Source organism: Pontibacter silvestris (genome assembly GCF_020907275.1).
Taxonomy (GTDB): Bacteria; Bacteroidota; Bacteroidia; order Cytophagales; family Hymenobacteraceae; genus Pontibacter; species Pontibacter silvestris.
The window spans coordinates 1-21,220 of record NZ_JAJJWI010000026.1 but is presented as its reverse complement, the minus strand read 5'-3'; the positions used below and the strand labels follow the sequence as shown (position 1 = coordinate 21,220).

At 43.5% G+C, this 21,220-nt stretch carries 11 protein-coding genes; all 11 read left to right on the top strand.

The window, feature by feature from the left end; genetic code table 11:
• The first annotated feature begins 112 nt into the window (after window positions 1-112).
• A complete protein-coding gene (nagB, locus tag LN995_RS18450; RefSeq protein WP_229962565.1) occupies window positions 113-2,035 on the top strand; it encodes a glucosamine-6-phosphate deaminase in 1,923 nt (640 codons plus the stop codon).
• 114 nt (window positions 2,036-2,149) lie between these two features.
• Window positions 2,150-3,034, top strand: coding sequence for an ROK family protein (locus tag LN995_RS18445; protein ID WP_229962564.1), 885 nt, complete (start codon window positions 2,150-2,152; stop codon window positions 3,032-3,034).
• Window positions 3,031-5,394: a beta-N-acetylhexosaminidase gene (locus tag LN995_RS18440; protein ID WP_229962563.1), complete on the top strand. Its 2,364-nt coding sequence runs from the start codon at window positions 3,031-3,033 to the stop codon at window positions 5,392-5,394. The genes LN995_RS18445 and LN995_RS18440 overlap by 4 nt, the downstream gene beginning before the upstream one ends.
• A gap of 139 nt (window positions 5,395-5,533) precedes the next feature.
• Window positions 5,534-6,826, top strand: coding sequence for a sugar MFS transporter (locus tag LN995_RS18435; protein WP_229962562.1), 1,293 nt, complete (start codon window positions 5,534-5,536; stop codon window positions 6,824-6,826).
• Between the two features lie 42 nt (window positions 6,827-6,868).
• Window positions 6,869-7,036 (top strand): hypothetical protein, encoded by a 168-nt coding sequence (locus LN995_RS18430; protein ID WP_229962561.1) that lies wholly within the window; start codon window positions 6,869-6,871, stop codon window positions 7,034-7,036.
• Window positions 7,026-9,680 carry a glycoside hydrolase family 2 protein gene (locus LN995_RS18425; RefSeq protein ID WP_229962560.1) on the top strand — a complete coding sequence of 885 codons (2,655 nt, stop codon included), beginning with the start codon at window positions 7,026-7,028 and terminating at the stop codon, window positions 9,678-9,680. Before LN995_RS18430 ends, LN995_RS18425 begins: the two co-directional genes overlap by 11 nt.
• 189 nt (window positions 9,681-9,869) lie before the next feature.
• A complete protein-coding gene (locus tag LN995_RS18420; protein WP_229962559.1) occupies window positions 9,870-12,866 on the top strand; it encodes a SusC/RagA family TonB-linked outer membrane protein in 2,997 nt (998 codons plus the stop codon).
• Between the two features lie 13 nt (window positions 12,867-12,879).
• A complete protein-coding gene (locus LN995_RS18415) occupies window positions 12,880-14,457 on the top strand; it encodes a RagB/SusD family nutrient uptake outer membrane protein (protein ID WP_229962558.1) in 1,578 nt (525 codons plus the stop codon).
• A 222-nt stretch (window positions 14,458-14,679) separates the two neighbouring features.
• A complete protein-coding gene (locus LN995_RS18410; protein WP_229962557.1) occupies window positions 14,680-16,230 on the top strand; it encodes an alpha-L-fucosidase in 1,551 nt (516 codons plus the stop codon).
• A gap of 150 nt (window positions 16,231-16,380) precedes the next feature.
• On the top strand, window positions 16,381-18,684 hold the full coding sequence (locus LN995_RS18405) for a family 20 glycosylhydrolase (protein WP_229962556.1): 2,304 nt from the start codon (window positions 16,381-16,383) through the stop codon (window positions 18,682-18,684).
• Window positions 18,685-18,819: 135 nt separating this feature from the next.
• Window positions 18,820-21,123, top strand: a complete 2,304-nt coding sequence (locus LN995_RS18400; protein WP_229962555.1) for a GH92 family glycosyl hydrolase — start codon at window positions 18,820-18,822, stop codon at window positions 21,121-21,123.
• The last annotated feature ends 97 nt before the right edge of the window (window positions 21,124-21,220 follow it).

Genomic DNA, 21,220 nt, shown 5'->3' with positions numbered 1-21,220 from the left:
ACAACTTGTTATAGGATAATAGTCTAAGCAATGGCTTTGTTTGACAATCAATTGCCATCATACGCATAACACACTACCAATTATTTATACTGAATAATTACATCAACTTTTTATGGCACGATTAAACTTACTGGAAGAGACGCGTTTTGAGAAGCTGCCCGTTACGGTGTACCCGGACCAGCAGATTGCCTCAGTTCGGGTTGCCGAACGCATCGCCCGGTTGATCAGAGAAAAACAGCAAAACAAGGAGCAGGTGGTGCTGGGGCTTGCCACCGGCGCCACCCCAGTGGGCGTGTACGACGAGCTGGTACGCCTGCACCGGGAGGAAGGCCTGAGCTTTCGCAATGTAATCACCTTCAACCTGGATGAGTATTACCCCATGCAGCCTACCGCTGCCCAGAGCTATGTCACCTTCATGAACGAGAACCTCTTTAATCATATCGACATAGACAGGGAGAATATCCACATCCCCGACGGCACTCTTCCGAAAGAGCAGGTACACAGCTTTTGCTTGGACTATGAACGAAAGATTGAGGCACTGGGAGGACTGGACCTGCAGATTTTAGGCATCGGACGCACCGGCCACATCGGCTTTAACGAGCCTGGCTCTGCCCCTAACTCCGGCACCCGCCTGGTAACCCTCGACGAACTGACCCGCAGCGATGCCTCCCGTGACTTCGGGGGCAAAGAGAATGTGCCGACCAAAGCCATCACTATGGGCATCGGCACCATCTTTAAGGCCCGAGAGATTATCCTGATGGCCTGGAGCGGAAAGAAAGCCCCTATCATACGTAAAGCTGTGGAGGGAGAAATGTCTGGGGAGGTGCCGGCAACATACCTGCAACTATCCGATAATGTGGAGTTTGTACTTGATGAGGCGGCAGCCTCCGAACTTACCCGCTTCGATACGCCCTGGCTGGTTAAGGACTGCGCCTGGGATGAGAAACTAACCAAAAAGGCTGTCATATGGCTATCATGTAAACTTGAGAAACCTATCCTTAAGCTCACCGAAGAAGACTACAATAACAACGGCATGGCCCAACTGGTTACCGAACGGGGACCAGCCTATAACATCAATATCAATATTTTCAATCAGCTTCAGCACACCATCACCGGCTGGCCAGGAGGCAAACCGGGAGCAGACGACTCCCAACGCCCTGAACGGGCTGAGCCAGCGCAGAAGCGGGTACTTATCTTCTCTCCTCACCCAGACGACGATGTGATCTCCATGGGGGGTACTTTTATTCGTTTAGTTGACCAGGGGCACCAAGTACATGTAGCTTATCAGACTTCGGGCAACACAGCTGTATGGGACGATGATGTGCTACGCTATATGGAATTTGCCATCGACTTCAACAGGAGCATAGGCCAGGACGGCTCTAAGCTGCAGTCTGTTTACGAACAGACACGCCAGTTCCTGGAACAAAAGGAACCTAACCAGCTGGACACGCAGGAAGTACGACAGGTAAAAGCTTTTATTCGTAAGAGTGAAGCTATCGCCGGTGCCCGATATGCCGGCTTGCCTGATGAGCACATTCATTTTATGGCCCTACCCTTCTACGAATCTGGAAAAACGAAGAAGAACCCTGTCACTAACAAAGACATTGAGCAGACAATGGCACTGTTGCAACAAGTAAAACCTCACCAGGTATTTGCTGCAGGTGATTTTGCTGACCCTCATGGCACCCATGTTGTCTGCTTCAGAATTATCATAGAGGCAATGAACCGCCTGCGCCAAACTGAGGAGTGGGCCCAAAACTGCTGGCTGTGGATGTATAGAGGAGCCTGGCATGAATTTGAGACCCACGAGATTGAGATGGCCGTGCCACTCTCTCCACAGGAGGTAGTGCGTAAGCGCAATGCCATCTTTAAGCATCAGTCACAGAAAGACACACCAGTATTTCCGGGCGATGATGCGAGGGAATTCTGGGTCAGGGCGGAGGAACGTAACCGAGAGACAGCAAGTCGCTATGACCAATTAGGATTGGCTGATTATGAGGCCATGGAGGCTTTTGTCAGATGGAGGTTTGAATAAACATTCTTTCAACGACAGCCCGGTATCGTACCGTTTGCCGGTTTTCTTTACCGGCAAACGGTAAACCATCAACAGCAAACCGGCTGAGATCATTGTCACCATTTTAATAGAGAAATGCAGCAAAGTCAAAAAATCGTAGGCATTGACATCGGTGCCACAAAAACACACATCGGCATCGTTCAGGAGGGTGATGTTATTAGTGAAATCAAACTTACAACTTCTGCTTATGCTCCCAAAGAACAGATTGTAGGCGAAATAATCAGTGGTATCGAGCAACTGTTCGATACAGATACTTTAGGGATAGGCATAGGTGTACCAGGGTTGGTTGATGAAAAGAATGGAGTTGTATGCGGTGTACAGAATATCCCCTCCTGGAAAGAAGTGCACCTCAAAAAGTACCTGGAGGAGCATTTCCAAAAGCCTGTCTACATCACCAACGATGCCAACTCTTTTGTGTTAGGAGAAAAAATATATGGCAAAGCCAAAGATCTGAAAAATATTGTTGGTATAACATTAGGTACCGGCTTTGGAACAGGTATCATTATCAACAATAGCCTGTACTCAGGCACCCTTTCCTGTGCAGGTGAGTTTGGAGGTGTACCCTACTTAGACCAGACCATTGAGGATTACTGCAGCGGTAAGTTCTTTTTGAATAAGTGTGGTATGCCAGGGAAGAAAGTGCAGTTATTAGCAAAAGATGGCAATCAGCAAGCTTTAGAAGTACTTCATCAGTTTGGCTATCATTTAGGAAACGCCATAAAGGTTATTTTATATGCCCTGTCTCCGGAGGCTATATTCTTAGGTGGATCTGTCAGTAAGTGTTATCCTTTCTTTGAAAAGACTATGCGAGAAAGTATAGCGACTTTCCCTTTTAAACTTGTCACAGATCAGCTTATAGTAGAGCCCTCAGGGATAGATAAGGCAGCAATTTTGGGTGCCGCTGCTCTTTTCAAAATGAAAAGTGAAAATAACAGTAAACTTCAAAAGACATTGTTATGAGTATAAAAGGCAAAATAGCGGCACTAGCTACTTTAGTATGCACCTGGGGAGCAGTAGTGGCACCAATACCTTCCGTATATGCACAGACAGAAACGGCTGCGCTACAAACAATAGCTATTATACCACAGCCGCTGAAGTTAACCCTGAAAAGCGGTAGTTTTTCTCTTAACGCAGGTACTACTATATATGTCGACCCTGAAAATGATGAGCTAAAGAACATCGGACAGGCTTTAGCGCAATACATACAGCAGATTTCAGGAAACCAGTTAAAAGTCACTCAAGCTGTACCTAATAAAGATAGTGAACATGCTATTTACCTTACACTTGCACAACCTATAGATTCTCTTGGAGCTGAAGGCTATAAACTACAGGTTACTTCTTCTCAGGTGACGTTAGCCGCTAACAAGCCGCAGGGGCTATTTTTAGGCACTCAGACAATACGGCAGTTACTGCCATCAACCACCACTACAGCTCCGGTAAGCATTCCGGCGTTAGAGGTAGTAGACAAACCCCGCTACGCCTGGCGTGGCATGCACCTTGATGTGGCACGCCATTTTTTCTCGGTGGAGTTTGTAAAAAAGTACATCGACTACCTGGCGATGCATAAAATGAACACTTTCCACTGGCACCTCACCGAAGATCAGGGCTGGCGCATAGAAATAAAGAAATATCCTAAGTTAACAGAAGTAGGTGCCTGGCGCGACGGCACCTTAATTGGTCATTACAGCGACCAACCCCATCAGTTTGATGACAAACGTTACGGTGGCTACTATACTCAGGAACAAATTAAAGAAGTAGTTAAATATGCACAGGACCGCTACATTACAGTAATACCAGAAATCGAGATGCCGGGGCACTCTATAGCAGCACTGACAGCTTATCCTGAGCTATCTTGTACAGGAGGCCCTTTTAAAGTTGAACAGCTTTGGGGGGTTTTTGATGATGTGTATTGTGCCGGTAACGAACAGACTTTTGAGTTTCTGGAGGATGTTCTGACAGAAGTAATGGATTTATTCCCTAGCAAAATCATCCATATTGGAGGAGACGAATCACCAAAGAGCCGTTGGGAAAAGTGCCCCAAGTGCCAGGCCCGAATAGCCGCGGAAAACCTGAAGAATGAACATGAACTGCAAAGCTACTTCATACAGCGGATGGAAAAGTTTGTGAACTCAAAAGGCAGAACAATAATTGGATGGGATGAGATACTGGAAGGAGGCCTTGCTCCTAATGCGTATGTCATGTCGTGGCGTGGTACTGAGGGAGGCATTGCCGCAGCAAAGCAGCACCATTATGTGGTTATGACACCGGGCTCTCATGTGTATTTTGACCATTACCAGGGCGAACCAAATCTGGAGCCTGTTGCCATAGGCGGGTATACAACACTTGAGAAAGTATACTCCTTTGAACCTACACCAGCTGAACTTTCTGAAGATGAAAAGAAATACATTTTAGGCGCACAGGCAAACGTGTGGACGGAATATATTCCTACATCAGAGCAAGTAGAATACATGGTGCTGCCACGTATGTCAGCCTTATCGGAAGTACTCTGGACTCCAGCCAAACAAAAAGATTGGGAAAACTTTAAAGCCCGCATGCAACAGCAGTACCAGCGGTTCGATGCCCTTGGTGCGAACTATGCCAGAAGCACATTTAACGTAAGGCAACAGATAGCAATAGATACAACGCAAAGAGTGGCTACGGTAAATTTCTTGATGGATGCCGCAGGTCCGCAGGTTTTTTACACGCTGAATGGTTCTGAACCTACTCCTTCCGCACTTGCTTATACAAGTCCTTTTCCGGTATCTAATTCTGCCACAATAAAAGCTGCCTCTTTTTCTGGCGGCAAAATGATGGGTAAAGTAACTTCTAAGGATATTAAAGTGCATAAAGCCTTTGCACATCCTATTCAGCTAACCACCCCGGCACACCCTAGTTATACCGCTTCAGGAGCTGTAACTCTGGTAAATGGCCTCGGAGGAACTACTAACCACACCGACGGACAATGGCTTGGCTTTTTCGGAAGCGACATGGAAGCTCTTATAGACCTGGATGAGATAACCAAAGTATCCACTATCAGCAGCTCTTTCCTTCAGAATACAGGAGCTGAAATACTGTTGCCGACACAAATAGAAATTGCAGTTTCTAAGAATGGCAAGAAGTTTAAAACAGTAAAGGTCATTTCTGACATACCGGAAGGTAGACAGCAAGGAACTTTCAAAAAAGAACTACTAACATATCTGCCAAAAACCAAAGCTCGATTTATTAAGGTAACAGCCAGAAATGCACAGGCAAACCTTAACACAAATGGCACTGCCGGTAAAAAGACATGGGTATTTGTTGATGAAATTGTAGTGAAATAAAATTGTCCTGAAAGAGTTCTGCTTCTTCTCTCGGAACATTAAAATACACTGGTTCCTTTTAGAGTGCAGTTAAAAGCATACCAGCAAACTAACTAAAGCCAATAGATTACTCCATATCATCCATATCAACCTTTTAAAAATGACAAGAGTAGCACCAACCGTACAGACCAAGGCTCTACAGGCAACTGGCCCGAATCAACAGATAAAGTCGATTATTATTATCGGCGCTCTATTTTTCATATTTGGCTTTGTTACATGGCTGAATTCAGTTCTGATTCCTTATTTAAGAATAGCCTGCGAACTGAATAACTTTGAATCATATCTGGTTGCTTTTGCCTTTTACATCTCTTACTTGGTAATGGCCATTCCATCTGCCTGGGTACTTAAAGCTACAGGTTTCAAACATGGTATGTCTGCAGGGTTAGTTGTGATGGCCATTGGAGCACTTATTTTTGTTCCTGCAGCAATTACCCGTACCTATAGCTTGTTTCTACTGGGTCTGTTTATACAAGGTACTGGTTTAGCAGTGTTACAGACAGCAGCTAACCCTTACATTACTATTCTGGGTCCACGCGAAAGTGCAGCAAAAAGAATCAGCGTAATGGGTATCTGCAACAAAATTGCCGGAGCACTTGCCCCTATTATTTTAGGCGCCATTGCTTTAAGCGATGCTGATGCGCTTGTTGACAGGCTAGCTACAATGGATCCGGCACAGAAGGCAGTAGAGCTGGATGCCCTGGCTTCCCGAGTGATCACTCCTTACCTGATCATAGTTGGGGTGTTGTTGTTGTTAGCAGTACTGATTTACTTTTCATCTCTGCCAGAAATTGATACCGACCACGAAGACGAAACAGTTGCAGCGGCTAATACAAATAAAACGAGCGTCTTCCAATTCCCGCAGCTACTGTTAGGCACCTTGGCTATGTTCTTATATGTAGGTGTCGAAGTAATAGCCGGAGATACTATTATAAGTTATGGCGCATCGCAGGGCATTGCCTTAACTACCGCTAAATTCTTTACCTCGTTCACACTTGGTGCTATGATAGTGGGTTATTTTGTTGGTATAGTTGCGATCCCGAAATATATTAGCCAGGAAAAAGCACTGCAGGTATCAGCTATACTAGGTGCGTTATTCGCCCTAACTGCAATTTTTACTGATGGGTATACTTCTGTTCTTTTCATCTCGCTACTTGGTTTAGCTAACTCATTGGTGTTTCCGGCTATCTGGCCTCTGGCTATTGCGGGTTTAGGTCGTTTCACCAAAATTGGCTCCTCTTTTCTGATCATGGCTATTGCCGGCGGAGCAGTGTTGCCACTCCTATATGGGGCGCTGGCAGATATGCTTAATCCGCAACAGGCTTATTGGCTTGTTATACCTTGTTACCTGTTTTTATGGTTTTATGGCACCTCAGGGCATAAGGCCAGAAGATAATAGTTGCCACTACCTCTCTTAAAGTAGTTAACAGCAACTACAGTGAGCTTTGGTAAGCATTGGTTACTGCCAAAGCTCAACATTGAGTTTTCTACATTTGTTGGAATATGGGCAGAAGCAGGTATTGCCTGCCATGCCCCCTTTTCTCCTTTTACTTTTCTACTAAACTACTCTAAGTCTACGCCAAACCCTTACCACCATGATGCCTAAAGTTCTTGTTCTTCTATTTTTGATTCTTTCCCCTGTTTACTCTCTTTTTGCTCTGGACAAATATGAGCTAAACTCCGGTTGGAAGTGCATACCCATAACCAAAGTCGATAAGAACGGGCAAGCTATCTCTCAACCAACTTATAGCCTATCTGGCTGGGCACCAGCTGTTGTTCCGGGCACCGTGCTGACGACTCAGCTAGAAAACAAACAAATTCCGGATCCTTTTTATGGAATGAACAACAAGAAAATCCCGGATATATATCATACAGGCAGCGACTACTATACTTATTGGTTTGCAAAAGATTTTAAAGAAACCTTACCTCAGGAGGATGAACAAGTGTGGCTGCATTTAAGAGGGGTTAACTATAGTTGTGAGGTTTTTCTGAATGGTCAGAAGCTCAATAAAGAAACACACTATGGCATGTTTCTTCGCCAAACCTATAACATTACTCCTTACTTGGCTAAAGATGGTGATAACCGCTTAGCTGTTATAGTTTATCCGCCTGACCCGGTAGGCAACCCCAACGGCGGCCAAGCCGGAGACGGTACCATTGCAAAAAATGTGTCGCACCAGTATGTAGCTGGCTGGGACTGGATACAACCAATCCGGGATAGGAACACCGGCATCTGGGACAAAGTAATCATTGAAAAGACCAAGCAGGTTAACCTGAAGAATCCGCATGTAGTTACCCTCGTACCTGGGGTGCGCAAGCCGGAAGGTCCACAACAGCCAGCCATCATCAAAGTATCAGCAGAGCTGGAAAACCCTACTTCTAAAAAAGTAAATGGTGTACTCCGATACACGCTGGATGGTCACGCAGTATCGCAAAAAGTTAGCATTCCAGCTCATTCCACACAGCAGATCAGCTTAAAAAATTTAACACTGCAAAACCCAAAGCTATGGTGGCCAAACGGTTATGGGCCTCAGCATCTTTACCAGCTAAAGCTACAGTTCCTGGTAAATGGCAACGCTGTATCTGACGAAGAAAATGTGCAGGTTGGCATTCGGGAAATACAAACTGAATGGAATGAAAGGACGCAAAGCAAACAAGTAAACGTTAACGGGCAGAAGATATTCATCAAAGGTGGCAACTGGATTATATCTGATGCCATGCTTCGGTTTACGGATGCACGTTACGATGCCGAAGTACGTTTCCACCGCGACATGAACCTGAACCTGATCAGAGTATGGGGTGGTGCTTTAGTAGAGCGCCCGGAATTCTATCAGGCTTGCGACAAATATGGTTTACTGGTTATACAGGACTTCTGGATGTCTGGAGACGCCAATGGACGCTGGGTAGACCCAATGAAACTGGAAGACCAATGGACCCGCCGAAAGTACCCGGATGATCATCAGCTATTCATTAAATCAGCCGCAGACCAGGTAAAAATGATTCGTAATTATGCTTCGCTGGCCATGTGGTGCGGAGGCAACGAAATCACTCCTCCTAAAGACATTATAACTGCCCTTCAAGATTCTATTCTGCCTGAGCTGGATGGCACCCGTTGGTTCATCCCCTACTCCAATGCCGATAGTATGTCTTATAACACGATAGGCGGTAACGGCGATGGGCCTTACACCATACAGCCTTTCAGTAAATTCTGGTCATTCAAAACCTATCCGTTCAATTCTGAAGTAGGTTCAGTAGGTGTTGGTGATTATGAATCGCTGGAACGTTTTATACCGGAAGAAAATATGGTTGCACCGCAATATATGGGATCAGAAAGCAACCCCTCAGAAAAGGTAGATTCCGTTTGGACCTATCATACTTACACAGGCGTAGGTTACGAACAGCACATACTCCCCTACGGAGCTCCAACCGATGTAAAAGATTTTGCGACAAAAGCGCAGCTTGTAAATTACAACCAATATAGAGCCTTGATAGAAGGGTTTAGCTCTCACATGTGGGACTGGTACACCGGAACTATTATCTGGAAAACCCAGAACCCCTGGACTGCTATGCGTGGCCAGATGTACGATTACTACCTTGACCCAAATGCCAGCCTCTATGGTTTGCGCACCGGAAGCAAGCCTCTACACATTATGTATAACCCGGTAGACAGCATGGTGATGATGACGAATAATACCTTTGATGTAAAGCGCGACATGATGATGGTAGTAGATGCGTATGACATGTCGGGCAAGAAAACAGCATTAGGTCAGGTAATAGTAGAAATCAACCCTTCTATGTCTAAGAAATATCTGCCGATTAACGCTTCTGTACAAGAGCTTGCTAAAGATAAAGGCGCATTCCTCTCTCTCAGGTTACTCGACCTTAATAAACAAGTTATTGATGACAACTTCTATTGGTTGCCAAATGCCCAGGGAGAATACAATGGATTAAAAGAACTGGCCAAGGTAAGCCCGAAAGTAGAAGCACAGCAGGTAGCCAAAGGGAAAATTGAAGTAACTGTGACTAACCCGGCAACTAATACTGTCGCTTTCTTTAACAGGCTTTCTTTGGTTAATTCTCAAACACAGGAACGTTTGCTGCCCGTGTTTTACAGCGACAATTATGTATCTGTACTTCCGGGAGAGCATAAAACCATTACGATGGAATATACTCCGGGTTCTGATGACAGTTTGCCAGCAGTTACGATAGAAGGATGGAATGTTGAGAAACAAACTATGACCATTAAATAACTAACTGCTACTAAAACTATCAAATGGAATATCATCGCCTATACTATTCGCACTTAATCTATCAAATACAGTCAAGCCTATGGTAAAAATCTTTTCAGGAAATCGTGAAACTCAATTATTGCGACCACAATTTTTCCTGAAAAAACTAAATCTATTCTCTTCACTTCTAATCTAATCTTAACACTTATCATGAAAAAGAAATTACTGTTGCTCACCTTTTTCCTGCTGCACTTTATAGCAGGTTACTCACAGGAGCTGAAACCAATATTGGGAACTGTTAAAGACGGATCCGGCTCTCCTCTTATTGGCGTTAGTGTAACGGAGGCAGGCACTCAAAAGGGTGCCATTACTGACGTAAACGGGAGCTTCCAATTAAATAATGTTGCTCCACAAAGCAAGCTAATTTTTACATATATCGGCTATCTTACAAAAGAAGTAACAGTTGGTGACCAGGCAACTTTTAACATTACACTGGAAGAGGATGCAAAAGCCCTGGAAGAAGTAGTGGTTGTAGGATACGGCACTCAAAAGAAAGTAAATGTAACAGGAGCTGTATCTGCTGTTAAAGGAGATGACCTAAACTGGAAACCAGTTGGACAGACATCTGCCGCACTACAAGGTGTAGCCTCCGGTGTTACAGTCACTCAAAGCACAGGGCAGCCAGGATCTGACCAGGGTAATATAAACATAAGAGGTATCGGTACACTTAATAACAACGATCCACTGGTATTGGTTGATGGTGTTCAATACAATATTAACGATATTGATCCGAATGACATAGAATCTATTTCAGTACTTAAAGATGCCGCTGCTGCTTCTATCTATGGTGTTAGAGCAGCTAATGGAGTTATTCTGATTACGACAAAACGTGGCGGAAGCGGAAAGCCCAGAGTTACCTACAATAACTATTTCGGCTGGCAGGAACCTACACGCCTTTCAAAGTTTGTCGGAGCGCAGAGCTTTATGGAGTTAGCCAATTTAATGTACCAGAATTCTGGTTCAGGAGCCATTTATAGCGATGAACAAATTGCTGCTTATAATGACCCTAACAGAGATGTAAACCAATATCCTGACAACTACTGGCTGGACAAAATATTAACAGGCAGCGGTTTCCAGCAAAGCCATAGCCTTTCTGTTGGTGGTGGTACAGACAACGCCAAGTATCGCTTTTCAACAAATTATTTCGACCAGAAAGGGCTTATCAAGAACATGGACTTTGAGCGTTTAACAGTGCGATTGAACACAGATGTCAACATAAATGAGAAGCTAAGTTTCAGCTCTGATATATCAGCCAAAATATCCGACAGAAGGGAGCCACAAGGTATAGAAGGCTCTACCTGGTACCAGTTTGGGCAAGCAGCCATTATAAACCCCTTAACTCCGGACAGATATGCCGATGGCTCATGGGCAATAGTTAGAGGTGGCCAAAACCCATTAAGGTTTCAGGAAGAAGGAGGTATTTACAGTTATAAAGACAACTTGTTTACAGGAAACTTCCGCGCCGATTATACCCTCCTAAAGGGGCTGAAATTAACTGGAATGGCTTCTGTTAATTACCAATCAGGCTACACGAGCCAACATAATAAAGCCTTTGATTATGTAACAGAAGAAAGTGTAGTAACACTTGGGCGTAACGATGTTACAAAACAATCAACTGATAACTGGTTTAAAAACTTTCAAGGCTTTGTTGAGTATCAAAAAGATATAGCGAACCATTCTTTCAGATTCTTTGGAGGCGCCTCAAGATTAAGCAGAACAACTGATGAGCTGACAGGCTATCGTCAAAACTTACCAAACGGAAATTTAGAGCAAATTGATGCTGGTGCTGCCGATGGCCAAACGACCAACGGGACTGCTGACGAATATGCATTGGAATCTTATTTCGGCAGGATAAATTATTCCTTTAATGAAAAGTACCTGTTAGAAGCCAACATCAGACGTGATGGTTCTTCTCGTTTTGCAACCGGCCAGAAATGGGGCACCTTCCCTTCTTTTTCAGCAGGCTGGCGCATCTCTGGTGAAGAGTTTATGCAAAGTGTGGGCTTCTTACAAGAGCTTAAATTAAGAGGCTCATGGGGTAAGTTAGGCAATGATAACATTGGAAACTATCCTTATCAGACGACTGTAGGGTTTAACAGCTATCCTTTTGGAGGAGTTCTGAACACGACAGGGGGGCTTACTGCTTACCCGAACTCCTCTCTAAGCTGGGAGGTTACCCAAATGACAGATATTGGGCTTGATGTAGCCATTCTATCAGGCAAAGTAGATGCGGCTTTTGACTATTTCATAAAAAACACAGACGATATTCTGCTACAGTTACCTATACCCTCCACGGTTGGTTTGAGTGCTCCTTATCAGAATGCCGGTAGTGTGCGAAACACAGGTTGGGAACTGGCACTGAACTACCACGGCAATATTGGGCAGGATTTTAAATATGATGTCGGGGCCAATTTATCAGATGTGAAAAATGAAATAAGAGATTTAAAAGATGCTGATTATATAACAACTGATAACAATGGCATTACCACAGCTTATCAGGTAGGCGATCCTATCGGTGCATTTTATGGTTATGAAGTAGAGGGCATATTCCAAACAGCTGATGAGGTATCTCAGCACGCCACCCAACCTGGCACAGCAGCTCCTGGCGACCTGATCTACAAAGACCAGAACAATGATGAGGTTATTAACGCAGAAGACAGAGTTTACCTAGGCAGTAATATTCCTCGCTATACCTATGGGCTTAACTTGAATTCATCCTATAAAGGATTTGGCCTGACAGCATTTTTCCAAGGGGTAGCAAAAGTGGATATCAATACATTAGTGTTAAAAAGAGCACCTTATAGCACCGACGGAAACTTTAAAGAAATCCACCAGGACAGCTGGACTCCAGAAAACACAGATGCTGCATTCCCAAGACTAACCACATCTACACAAAATTACCAGTCTTCATCTTACTGGATAGAGAGTGGCGCCTATCTTCGACTTAAAAGTCTTCAGGTAAGCTACAATTTACCTTCTGAATGGGTATCTAAAGTTGGTTTAGCAAGATGCAGAATATATGCCAGCGGACAGAACCTCTTAACATGGTCAAAATTAGATGATGATATTGATCCGGAAGCTCCTAATGACAGCAGATACTATCCGCAGGTAAAGACATACACTTTTGGCCTGAATCTAGAATTTTAAAAGTTGTAAACACATGAAAAGATATAAATTACTAGCATTGCTTTCCTGTTTATTGGCAACATCTTGCGATGACGATTTCTTGGATAAACAACCCTTAGATGTAGTATCTAACGAAACTTTCTGGCAAACAGAGCAAGATGCTATAAGCGCTGTAAACAATTGTTACCGCTATTTAGGAGACTCTTGGTACCGTGTTTTCTTATCAGCCGCCACAGACGACAGTTATTCCTGGAGTAACTGGCCCGCCGATGTGCAGTATGCAGGTAACGGAAGTGCAACAGCCAGCACAAGTTATTTTAGCCATTTCTGGTCACAGCATTACAATACTATTGCTGCAGCAAATAATGTTTTAGATAACATTGATAAAGTTACTGATATGTCGGGTGAGTTACGGGCCAGGCTGAAGGCAGAAACCACCTTTATTAGAGCCTACGCTTACCAGCAACTTGTAGGAATGTATGGAGATGTTCCGCTGATAACACACATTCAGTCTACAGATGAATTCAATATAGAGAGAACACCTAAAGCCGAGGTAGTAGCCTTTATAGTAAATGATTTAACTACAGCGGCAGAGTCGCTGCCACTATCGTATGACGCTGCAGACCAAGGTAGAATAACCAAAGGAGCTGCACTGGCTCTTAAAGCTCGTACTTTATTATATCAGGAGGAATGGGCAGAAGCTGCTACTGCAGCAAAAGCGGTGATGGACCTTGGCCAGTATACGATAGATGATGATTATCTAAGCTTGTTTGATGGCACCAACAAGAACAGCCATGAAATTATACTGGCGGCACAATATCTTAAGAGCACATATCCTACTGCTGCGGCAACCTGGGTGGGCACACCTTCACTAGGCGGCTGGGGGCAGGTAGTGCCCTTACAAAGTTTGGTAAATGCATATGAAGCTATAGATGGCAAGCCTATTGACCAGTCTCCCCTATATGACCCTAATAACCCTTTTGAAAACAGGGATCCGAGGCTAAAATTAACAGTAGTTGTTCCCGGCGTCGAAGTAAACGGAGTGACAATTGATATTACTAATCCCAACTCGGTAGATGCATTGGGTAAAAGTAATGCTTCGTTCTCAGGATATTACTATAAAAAATATATACCTGCAGACATTGAGGGCAACTGGGACAGCAACTCATACAATGATGAAGTATTGATTCGTTATGCTGAAGTACTGTTAACTTACGCAGAAGCAAAAATAGAAGCCAATGAGATTGATCAATCTGTATACGATGCTATCAACCTGGTAAGAGGCCGGCAAGGAATAAACATGCCTGCTGTTACGCCTGCTACAGCTCCATCTCAGGAGGCGTTAAGGCAAATAGTAAGAAGAGAAAGGCATGTGGAATTTGCACTTGAAGAACACAGGCTCTTTGATATTAGAAGATGGGGAATTGCCGAAGATGTCATGTCTGGAAATGCTTATGGAATACTCAACAACTTTAACAGTTCCAGATCAGATTACGGACAGCATATTTTAGTTGAGAGAAGGCAGTTTGATTCCTCCAGAGACTATTTATGGGCTATTCCTCAAAATGAAGTAGACATAAACCCTAATTTAGAACAAAACCCAGGTTGGTAACTTCACTGTAATTTTTGAAGCAGCCTGGTAATAGCTTTAGACAAGCGTTGTACTATTATGGGGCTGCTTCATTCTTACATTTAATGAGCATAAAGTCTCGCTCTGGTTCTAAAATGGATTAGAGAAAACTACTTTATAAAGAAAGTATCCTGCATATAAGCTATAAGCGGCTACTCTTTTCAAGAACCAGATAAGTCTATTTCAACTTAAAAACAGTAAACAATGCATAACAGCATCACCCAAAAGAATGTAAAGAAATGCTTACTATCAGTTGTTATCTCAGCTTTTGGTTCTTTTATGGCTTTTAGCAGTTTTGCTCAAATATATACTGACAAAAACTATGTGCAAATACAGCCTGGGGATTCAGAAGCTGACATTATCCGCAAAGCAGCCAATGTAGTACCATCTGACAGGCAGCTAAGATGGCAACAACTAGAGGTAACAGGTTTTATTCACTTTGGGATAAATACATTTACAAACAAAGAATGGGGCGATGGAAACGAAAGTCCACAACTGTTTAACCCCACAGCACTGGATGCAAGGCAATGGGTCCGGAATTGTAAAGAAAACGGCATCAAACAAGTTATCATTACGGCTAAGCATCATGATGGCTTCTGCCTCTGGCCGAGCCAGTACACAGAACACTCTGTAAAGAATAGTCCCTGGAAAAACGGAAAAGGCGATGTAGTGAAAGAAGTAGCAGAAGCTTGCAGCGAGTATAACATGGGGTTCGGCGTTTATCTTTCACCCTGGGACAGACACTCCCCATTGTTTGGAGACTCTGCTAAGTACAACGATTATTTTGTAAACCAGCTAACTGAACTGCTTTCTAACTATGGACAAGTAGACGAAGTTTGGTTTGATGGTGCCAATGGAGAAGGCCCCAACGGGAAGAAGCAAGTGTATGATTTTGATCGCTGGTATAGCCTCATCCGCAAACTACAACCCAACGCTACCATTGCTGTTATGGGCCCGGATGTACGTTGGGTCGGAACAGAATCAGGCTACGGCAGAAAAACAGAATGGAGCGTAGTGCCAGCAGATGCACAATTACAGGAGAATGTGGCTGCCAATTCTCAAAAAGATGTTTCTTTTGCCCCAACCAATATGATGGAAGATGATTTAGGAAGCAGAGGTAAAATTACTAATGTCAAGAGCTTGGTGTGGTATCCTGCAGAAATAGACGTTTCTATACGCCCAGGTTGGTTTTATCATCCTGAAGAAGACAACAAAGTAAAGTCCGCTGCAGACTTGCTTGACATATACTATAGCTCTGTCGGAAGAAACGGTGTGTTGCTACTTAACATTCCTCCTGATAAAAGAGGTCTTATTCATGAAAATGACATTAAAAGTCTACAGGAATGGAAAGAAGTACGGGAGAAGACATTCGCTCAAAACCTGCTGAAAAGTGTAAAGGTATCTGGCAAATCAGGGAAACAAACCAAAGTAATGCTGGATGAAGATTATACCACCTACTGGACTACCGAAGGGAATGACTCAACTGCTACTATGGAGTTAAAACTTAATACTGCGACAACATTCGATGTCTTGCTCCTACAGGAAAACATAACGGTAGGCCAGCGCATTGAAAAGTTTGTGCTGGAGTACAAGGATGGCAAAGAATGGAAAAAAGCTGCCGAAGGCACAACTGTTGGTTATAAAAGATTGTTGAAGTTCGAACCTGTGCAGGCAAGTACCGTGCGTTTGAGAATTGAGTCATCCAGGTTAAATCCTACGATCGCAGAAATAGGCTTATATAAGCAGGCAGAGTAAAAGCACTCTGTAAAATGTTAAAGACTTTCTGGGTAATTAGAAGATAAGATATACCAACTTCCATTATTCATATAATTCTCTGCTCTTCTGGTTCTGTTCCTGATTTTGATACTTAGTATAACCACATCATATTGAATAAAAACTGCAATAATGCATAAACAACTTTGCTTCATTACTTTGTTTCTACTGCTGTTAAGTTTCAACAACATTGCAGCAGCACAGCCATCACCAGCTAAATATGCCCTAATCCCCTATCCTACTTCTCTCACACCCGGGTATGGCAGCTTCACGGTTACGGCTGACACAAAGTTAGCCTTACCTAAAGAATCCAGAATATTTGAAAAAGAAGCGGCACAGCTACAAGAACTGCTACAAATCGGTTTAGAGAAACCCTTAACCCAAATAAAGAAAGCAACAGCTAACAGCATTCTGCTGCAATACGACAACACTATAACAGCAGCAGAAGGCTATAGTTTAATTGTTGCCCCACAACAGGTTACACTTACAGCAAAAGAACCTGCAGGTATGTTCAGAGCCATTCAAACGTTAAGGCAGTTACTGCCTGTAAGCATTGAGAGCAAGCAGCAGGTTCCAGCGCAACTTACTTTGCCAGCCGTACAAATTGAAGATCAGCCTGCCTACTCCTGGCGAGGAATGCACCTGGATGTGTCGCGGCACTTTTTCTCTACAGATTACCTGAGAAAGTTCATCGACCTGTTAGCACTCTATAAATTTAACAAGCTGCACCTTCACCTTACCGACGACCAAGGTTGGCGAATAGAAATAAAGAAATATCCTAAACTAACGGAAGCTGGCGCCTGGCGCACCTTTAACAACCAGGACTCCATTTGTATAGAAAAGTCCAAAGAAAACCCTGACTTCGCGTTGGAAGAGAAGCATATCGTGCAAAAGAATGGCAAAACGATGTATGGTGGCTTCTACACACAAGAAGACATGAAAGAGGTAATTAAATATGCTGCCGCTAGACATATTGAAGTTATACCTGAGATAGATATGCCGGGCCATATGATGGCTGCCATAAAAGCCTATCCTTTTCTTACCTGCGACGGTAACACCGGCTGGGGCAAAGATTTTTCTACGCCTATATGCCCTTGCAATGAAAGTACATTTGAGTTTGCCGAAAATGTACTTAGTGAGATTGCTGCCTTATTCCCGAGCCAATACATACATATAGGTGCCGATGAAGTAGAGAAAACTTCTTGGGCACAGTCAGCAGCCTGTAAAGAATTAATGCAGCAAGAAGGCCTGAAGAATGTAAATGAACTGCAAAGCTATTTTGTACACCGCATAGAGAAATTTCTGGAGTCTAAAGGGAAAAAGCTTATTGGTTGGGATGAGATGCTGGAAGGAGGAATAAGCCCTACAGCAACAGTCATGTACTGGCGCAGCTGGGTAGCAGATGCCCCACTTAAAGCTGCCAGAAACGGGAATCAGGTTATTATGACTCCCGTTAATACATTGTATTTTGATGCCCTGCCCGACAAAAACTCCCTATACAATGTATACCACTTTAATGTTGTGCCAGCTGACCTGAATGCCAACGAAGCAAAATCTATCTTAGGGGCACAAGCAAATATCTGGACTGAATATATTCCTTCTGAAAACAGAGCAGATTACATGTACATGCCCCGCATGACAGCATTGGCAGAAGTAATATGGACAAATAAAAAGAGTTACGGCACTTACCAGGAAAGACTAAAAGAGCATTACAAAAGGTTAGCTGCACTGGATGTACATTACCGTGTACCTGACTTAGCCGGATTTGCCGAAGAAAGTGTGTTTACAGATAAGGCAACTTTAAGTATCCAGAAGCCATTAGACAACCTTGTTATTCGTTACACAACTGATGGAAGCGCACCTAAAAGCAGTTCTGTGACACTTGATAAACCGCTGGAGATTACACAGCCATCTACTATAAAGCTTGCTGCGTTCACTCCGGAAGGGCTAAAAGGAGACACCTACAAAATCAACTATAAAAAGCAGGAATATGCCACACCTGTGCAAGCTAAAGCAACAAGAAAAGGATTGCGAAGCTCCTATTTTATAGGGTACTTTAAGACTGCCAGCGAAATGAATAAAGCTACCGCCAATGATACTTATACAGTTAATAATGTGCAGGTACCTGAACAGGCTAGTGCTGATAAATTCGGAGTACAATTTCGTGGATACCTGGAGATTCCGGAAACGGGCATTTATACATTTTACCTGACATGCGATGACGGAGGAGTATTGCGTATAGCTAACAGAATGGTAGTAGATAATGACGGGCTACACTCAGCAATTGAAAAAAGCGGGCAGGTAGCACTAAGCAAAGGGCTTCAAACATTTGAACTAGATTTTGTAGAAGGAGGAGGAGGCTATACCCTTAAACTTAAATACAGCAAAGACGGCAGCGAGCCTCTGAATGTTCCGGAAAGCTGGCTAAGGCATTAGCTATTATACTACCTTACTCCTTTGTATGGTTAAGACACCTTTCTAATTATTGAAGAAAATGTAATAGTCACTTTGAAAGTCTTTGCTTCATTACATCAGGCATTTAATCCACTCTACAAAAACCCTTATCTACTCATGAAGAAAAAAGTCACTCCACTATTAAAACCTATTGCTGCATTTGCGCTTTGTGTAAGTGTTTTTGCAGCTTGCAAAAGCATAAAAGAAGAGCAACTCAGCGGTGATTTAACCGCCAGCCTTACAAAATATGTTGATCCTTATATTGGTTCTGGTTTTCATGGGCACGTTTTTGTGGGAGCCAATGTACCCTTTGGTGCGGTACAACTAGGGCCAACTAACATAACAGAAGGTTGGGATTGGTGCTCCGGCTACCATTACTCCGATTCTACTATAGTTGGTTTTGCCCACACACACCTCAGTGGTACTGGTATTGGCGACTTAGGTGACATTGCCGTAATGCCTACAACCGGACCGGTAAGGCTAATGAAAGGTACCTTAGAAGATATGGAAAGCGGTTATATGTCGCTGTACTCACACGAAGAGGAGAAAGCACAGCCAGGCTATTATGCAGTAAAATTACAGCGTTATAACATACAGGCAGAACTTACGGCTACAGAGCGTGTTGGCTTTCATCAATACACGTTTCCAAAAGCTGAAGAATCCCATATTCTGTTCGATCTGAATGAAGGCATAGGCTGGGACCAGGCTATAGATACTTTTATAGAACAAATAAACGATAGCACCCTGGCTGGCTACCGTTACTCTAAAGGCTGGGCACCTGATCAACGCATATATTTTACAGCTGTTTTCTCTAAGCCTTTCCAGAACTTTTCCAGTTTCCAGATAACCGATTCTACAGGTACAACTATACCCGCTTCTAAAGGAAACCATATTAAAGGAGTAGCTAACTTTTCGACGCAGGCTGGTGAAAAGATAAAACTAAAAGTAGGAGTATCTCCCGTAAGCTCTGAAAATGCTTTAGCTAATATAAAAGAAGAAATTCCACATTGGGACTTTGAGAAAGTGGTAAGTAATGCAGACCAGGCCTGGAACAGAGAGCTACAGAAAGTACAGATACAGGCTGATGACACAGCCCAGCTAAGAACATTTTATACTGCTCTCTATCATACCATGATTGCTCCTTCCATCTTTAATGATCACAACGGTGATTATTTGGGTACTGATAAAAAAATATATAAAGATGCATCCTTTACCAACTTAACTACTTTTTCGCTTTGGGATACTTACAGAGCAGCGCATCCCCTTTTTACGATGCTGCAACATGACCGTGTAAACGATATGGTAAATTCTATGCTGGCTGTTTACCAGCAGCAGGGTAAATTGCCAATGTGGCACCTGATGGGCAACGAAACCAATACTATGGTGGGCTATAGCGCTGTGCCTGTTATAGCAGATGCACTACTGAAAGGCTTTAATGGTTTTGATAAAGACCTCGCTTATGAGGCCATGAAAACCACTGCCATGCAAGACGACAAAGGACTGAAGTCAGTAAAAGCGCTTGGCTACATACCGGCCAACACCACTGTTGAGTCTGTTGCCATGGGCCTGGAATACGCCATTGATGACTGGTGTCTGGCACAGGTAGCTAAAAAGATGAGTAAAGACGAAGATTACCAATATTTTAGCAAGAGAGCGAAGAACTACGAAAACTACTTTGATAAGCAGACACGGTTTATGCGCGGCAGGATATCCGAAAATGAATGGCGCGCACCTTTTAGCCCCTTTGTTTCCCGCCACCGCAATGATGATTTCTGCGAAGGTAATTCATGGCAATATACATGGCTTGTGCCTCAGGATGTGGAAGGGTTAATTCAGCTATTAGGTGGAGAAGAGCCTTTCTCACAAAAGTTAGATTCACTGTTTATAGCTGAGGGTGACATGGGAGAAGAAGCTTCAAACGATATTTCTGGCCTAATCGGGCAATATGCACATGGCAATGAACCTAGTCACCATATTACCTACCTTTATCCTTATGTAGGCCAGCCATGGAAAACAGCTGAAAAGGTACGGTTCATAACAGAAAATTTCTATACCGATAAACCTGATGGCATTATTGGAAACGAAGATGTCGGACAAATGTCTGCCTGGTATGTTTTCTCTACACTTGGTTTTTATCCGCTGAACCCTGCTAACGGTGCTTACGTGTTTGGCAGCCCAACTATCAAGCAAGCAACTCTTAAGCTGGCAGAAGGAAAAGAACTCACTGTTGAAGCAAAGAATAACAGTACTGAGAATAAGTATATTCAAAGTATTACCCTCAACGGCAAGCCTTATACAAAGTCTTACATCTTACACAGAGACCTGATGCAAGGTGGCCATTTGGTTATTAAGATGGGTAACAAACCAAGTAATACCTGGGGCGTCGCTAAAGAAGACAGGCCAAGATCAGTGCTGCAATAATATTCGCTCCAGTAATCATAAAAAAGCTCCCCGGTTATTTTAACCGGGGAGCTTTTTTATGATTACTGCATATGTCGGCTCCCCAATTTTAGAACTA

What these genes read in the sequence shown, in the direction of transcription:
- nagB (WP_229962565.1), top strand. Translation starts at nt 113, where the DNA reads ATGGCACGATTAAACTTACTGGAAGAGACGCGTTTTGAGAAGCTGCCC.
- LN995_RS18445 (WP_229962564.1), top strand. Translation starts at nt 2,150, where the DNA reads ATGCAGCAAAGTCAAAAAATCGTAGGCATTGACATCGGTGCCACAAAA.
- LN995_RS18440 (WP_229962563.1), top strand. Translation starts at nt 3,031, where the DNA reads ATGAGTATAAAAGGCAAAATAGCGGCACTAGCTACTTTAGTATGCACC.
- LN995_RS18435 (WP_229962562.1), top strand. Translation starts at nt 5,534, where the DNA reads ATGACAAGAGTAGCACCAACCGTACAGACCAAGGCTCTACAGGCAACT.
- LN995_RS18425 (WP_229962560.1), top strand. Translation starts at nt 7,026, where the DNA reads ATGATGCCTAAAGTTCTTGTTCTTCTATTTTTGATTCTTTCCCCTGTT.
- LN995_RS18420 (WP_229962559.1), top strand. Translation starts at nt 9,870, where the DNA reads ATGAAAAAGAAATTACTGTTGCTCACCTTTTTCCTGCTGCACTTTATA.
- LN995_RS18415 (WP_229962558.1), top strand. Translation starts at nt 12,880, where the DNA reads ATGAAAAGATATAAATTACTAGCATTGCTTTCCTGTTTATTGGCAACA.
- LN995_RS18410 (WP_229962557.1), top strand. Translation starts at nt 14,680, where the DNA reads ATGCATAACAGCATCACCCAAAAGAATGTAAAGAAATGCTTACTATCA.
- LN995_RS18405 (WP_229962556.1), top strand. Translation starts at nt 16,381, where the DNA reads ATGCATAAACAACTTTGCTTCATTACTTTGTTTCTACTGCTGTTAAGT.
- LN995_RS18400 (WP_229962555.1), top strand. Translation starts at nt 18,820, where the DNA reads ATGAAGAAAAAAGTCACTCCACTATTAAAACCTATTGCTGCATTTGCG.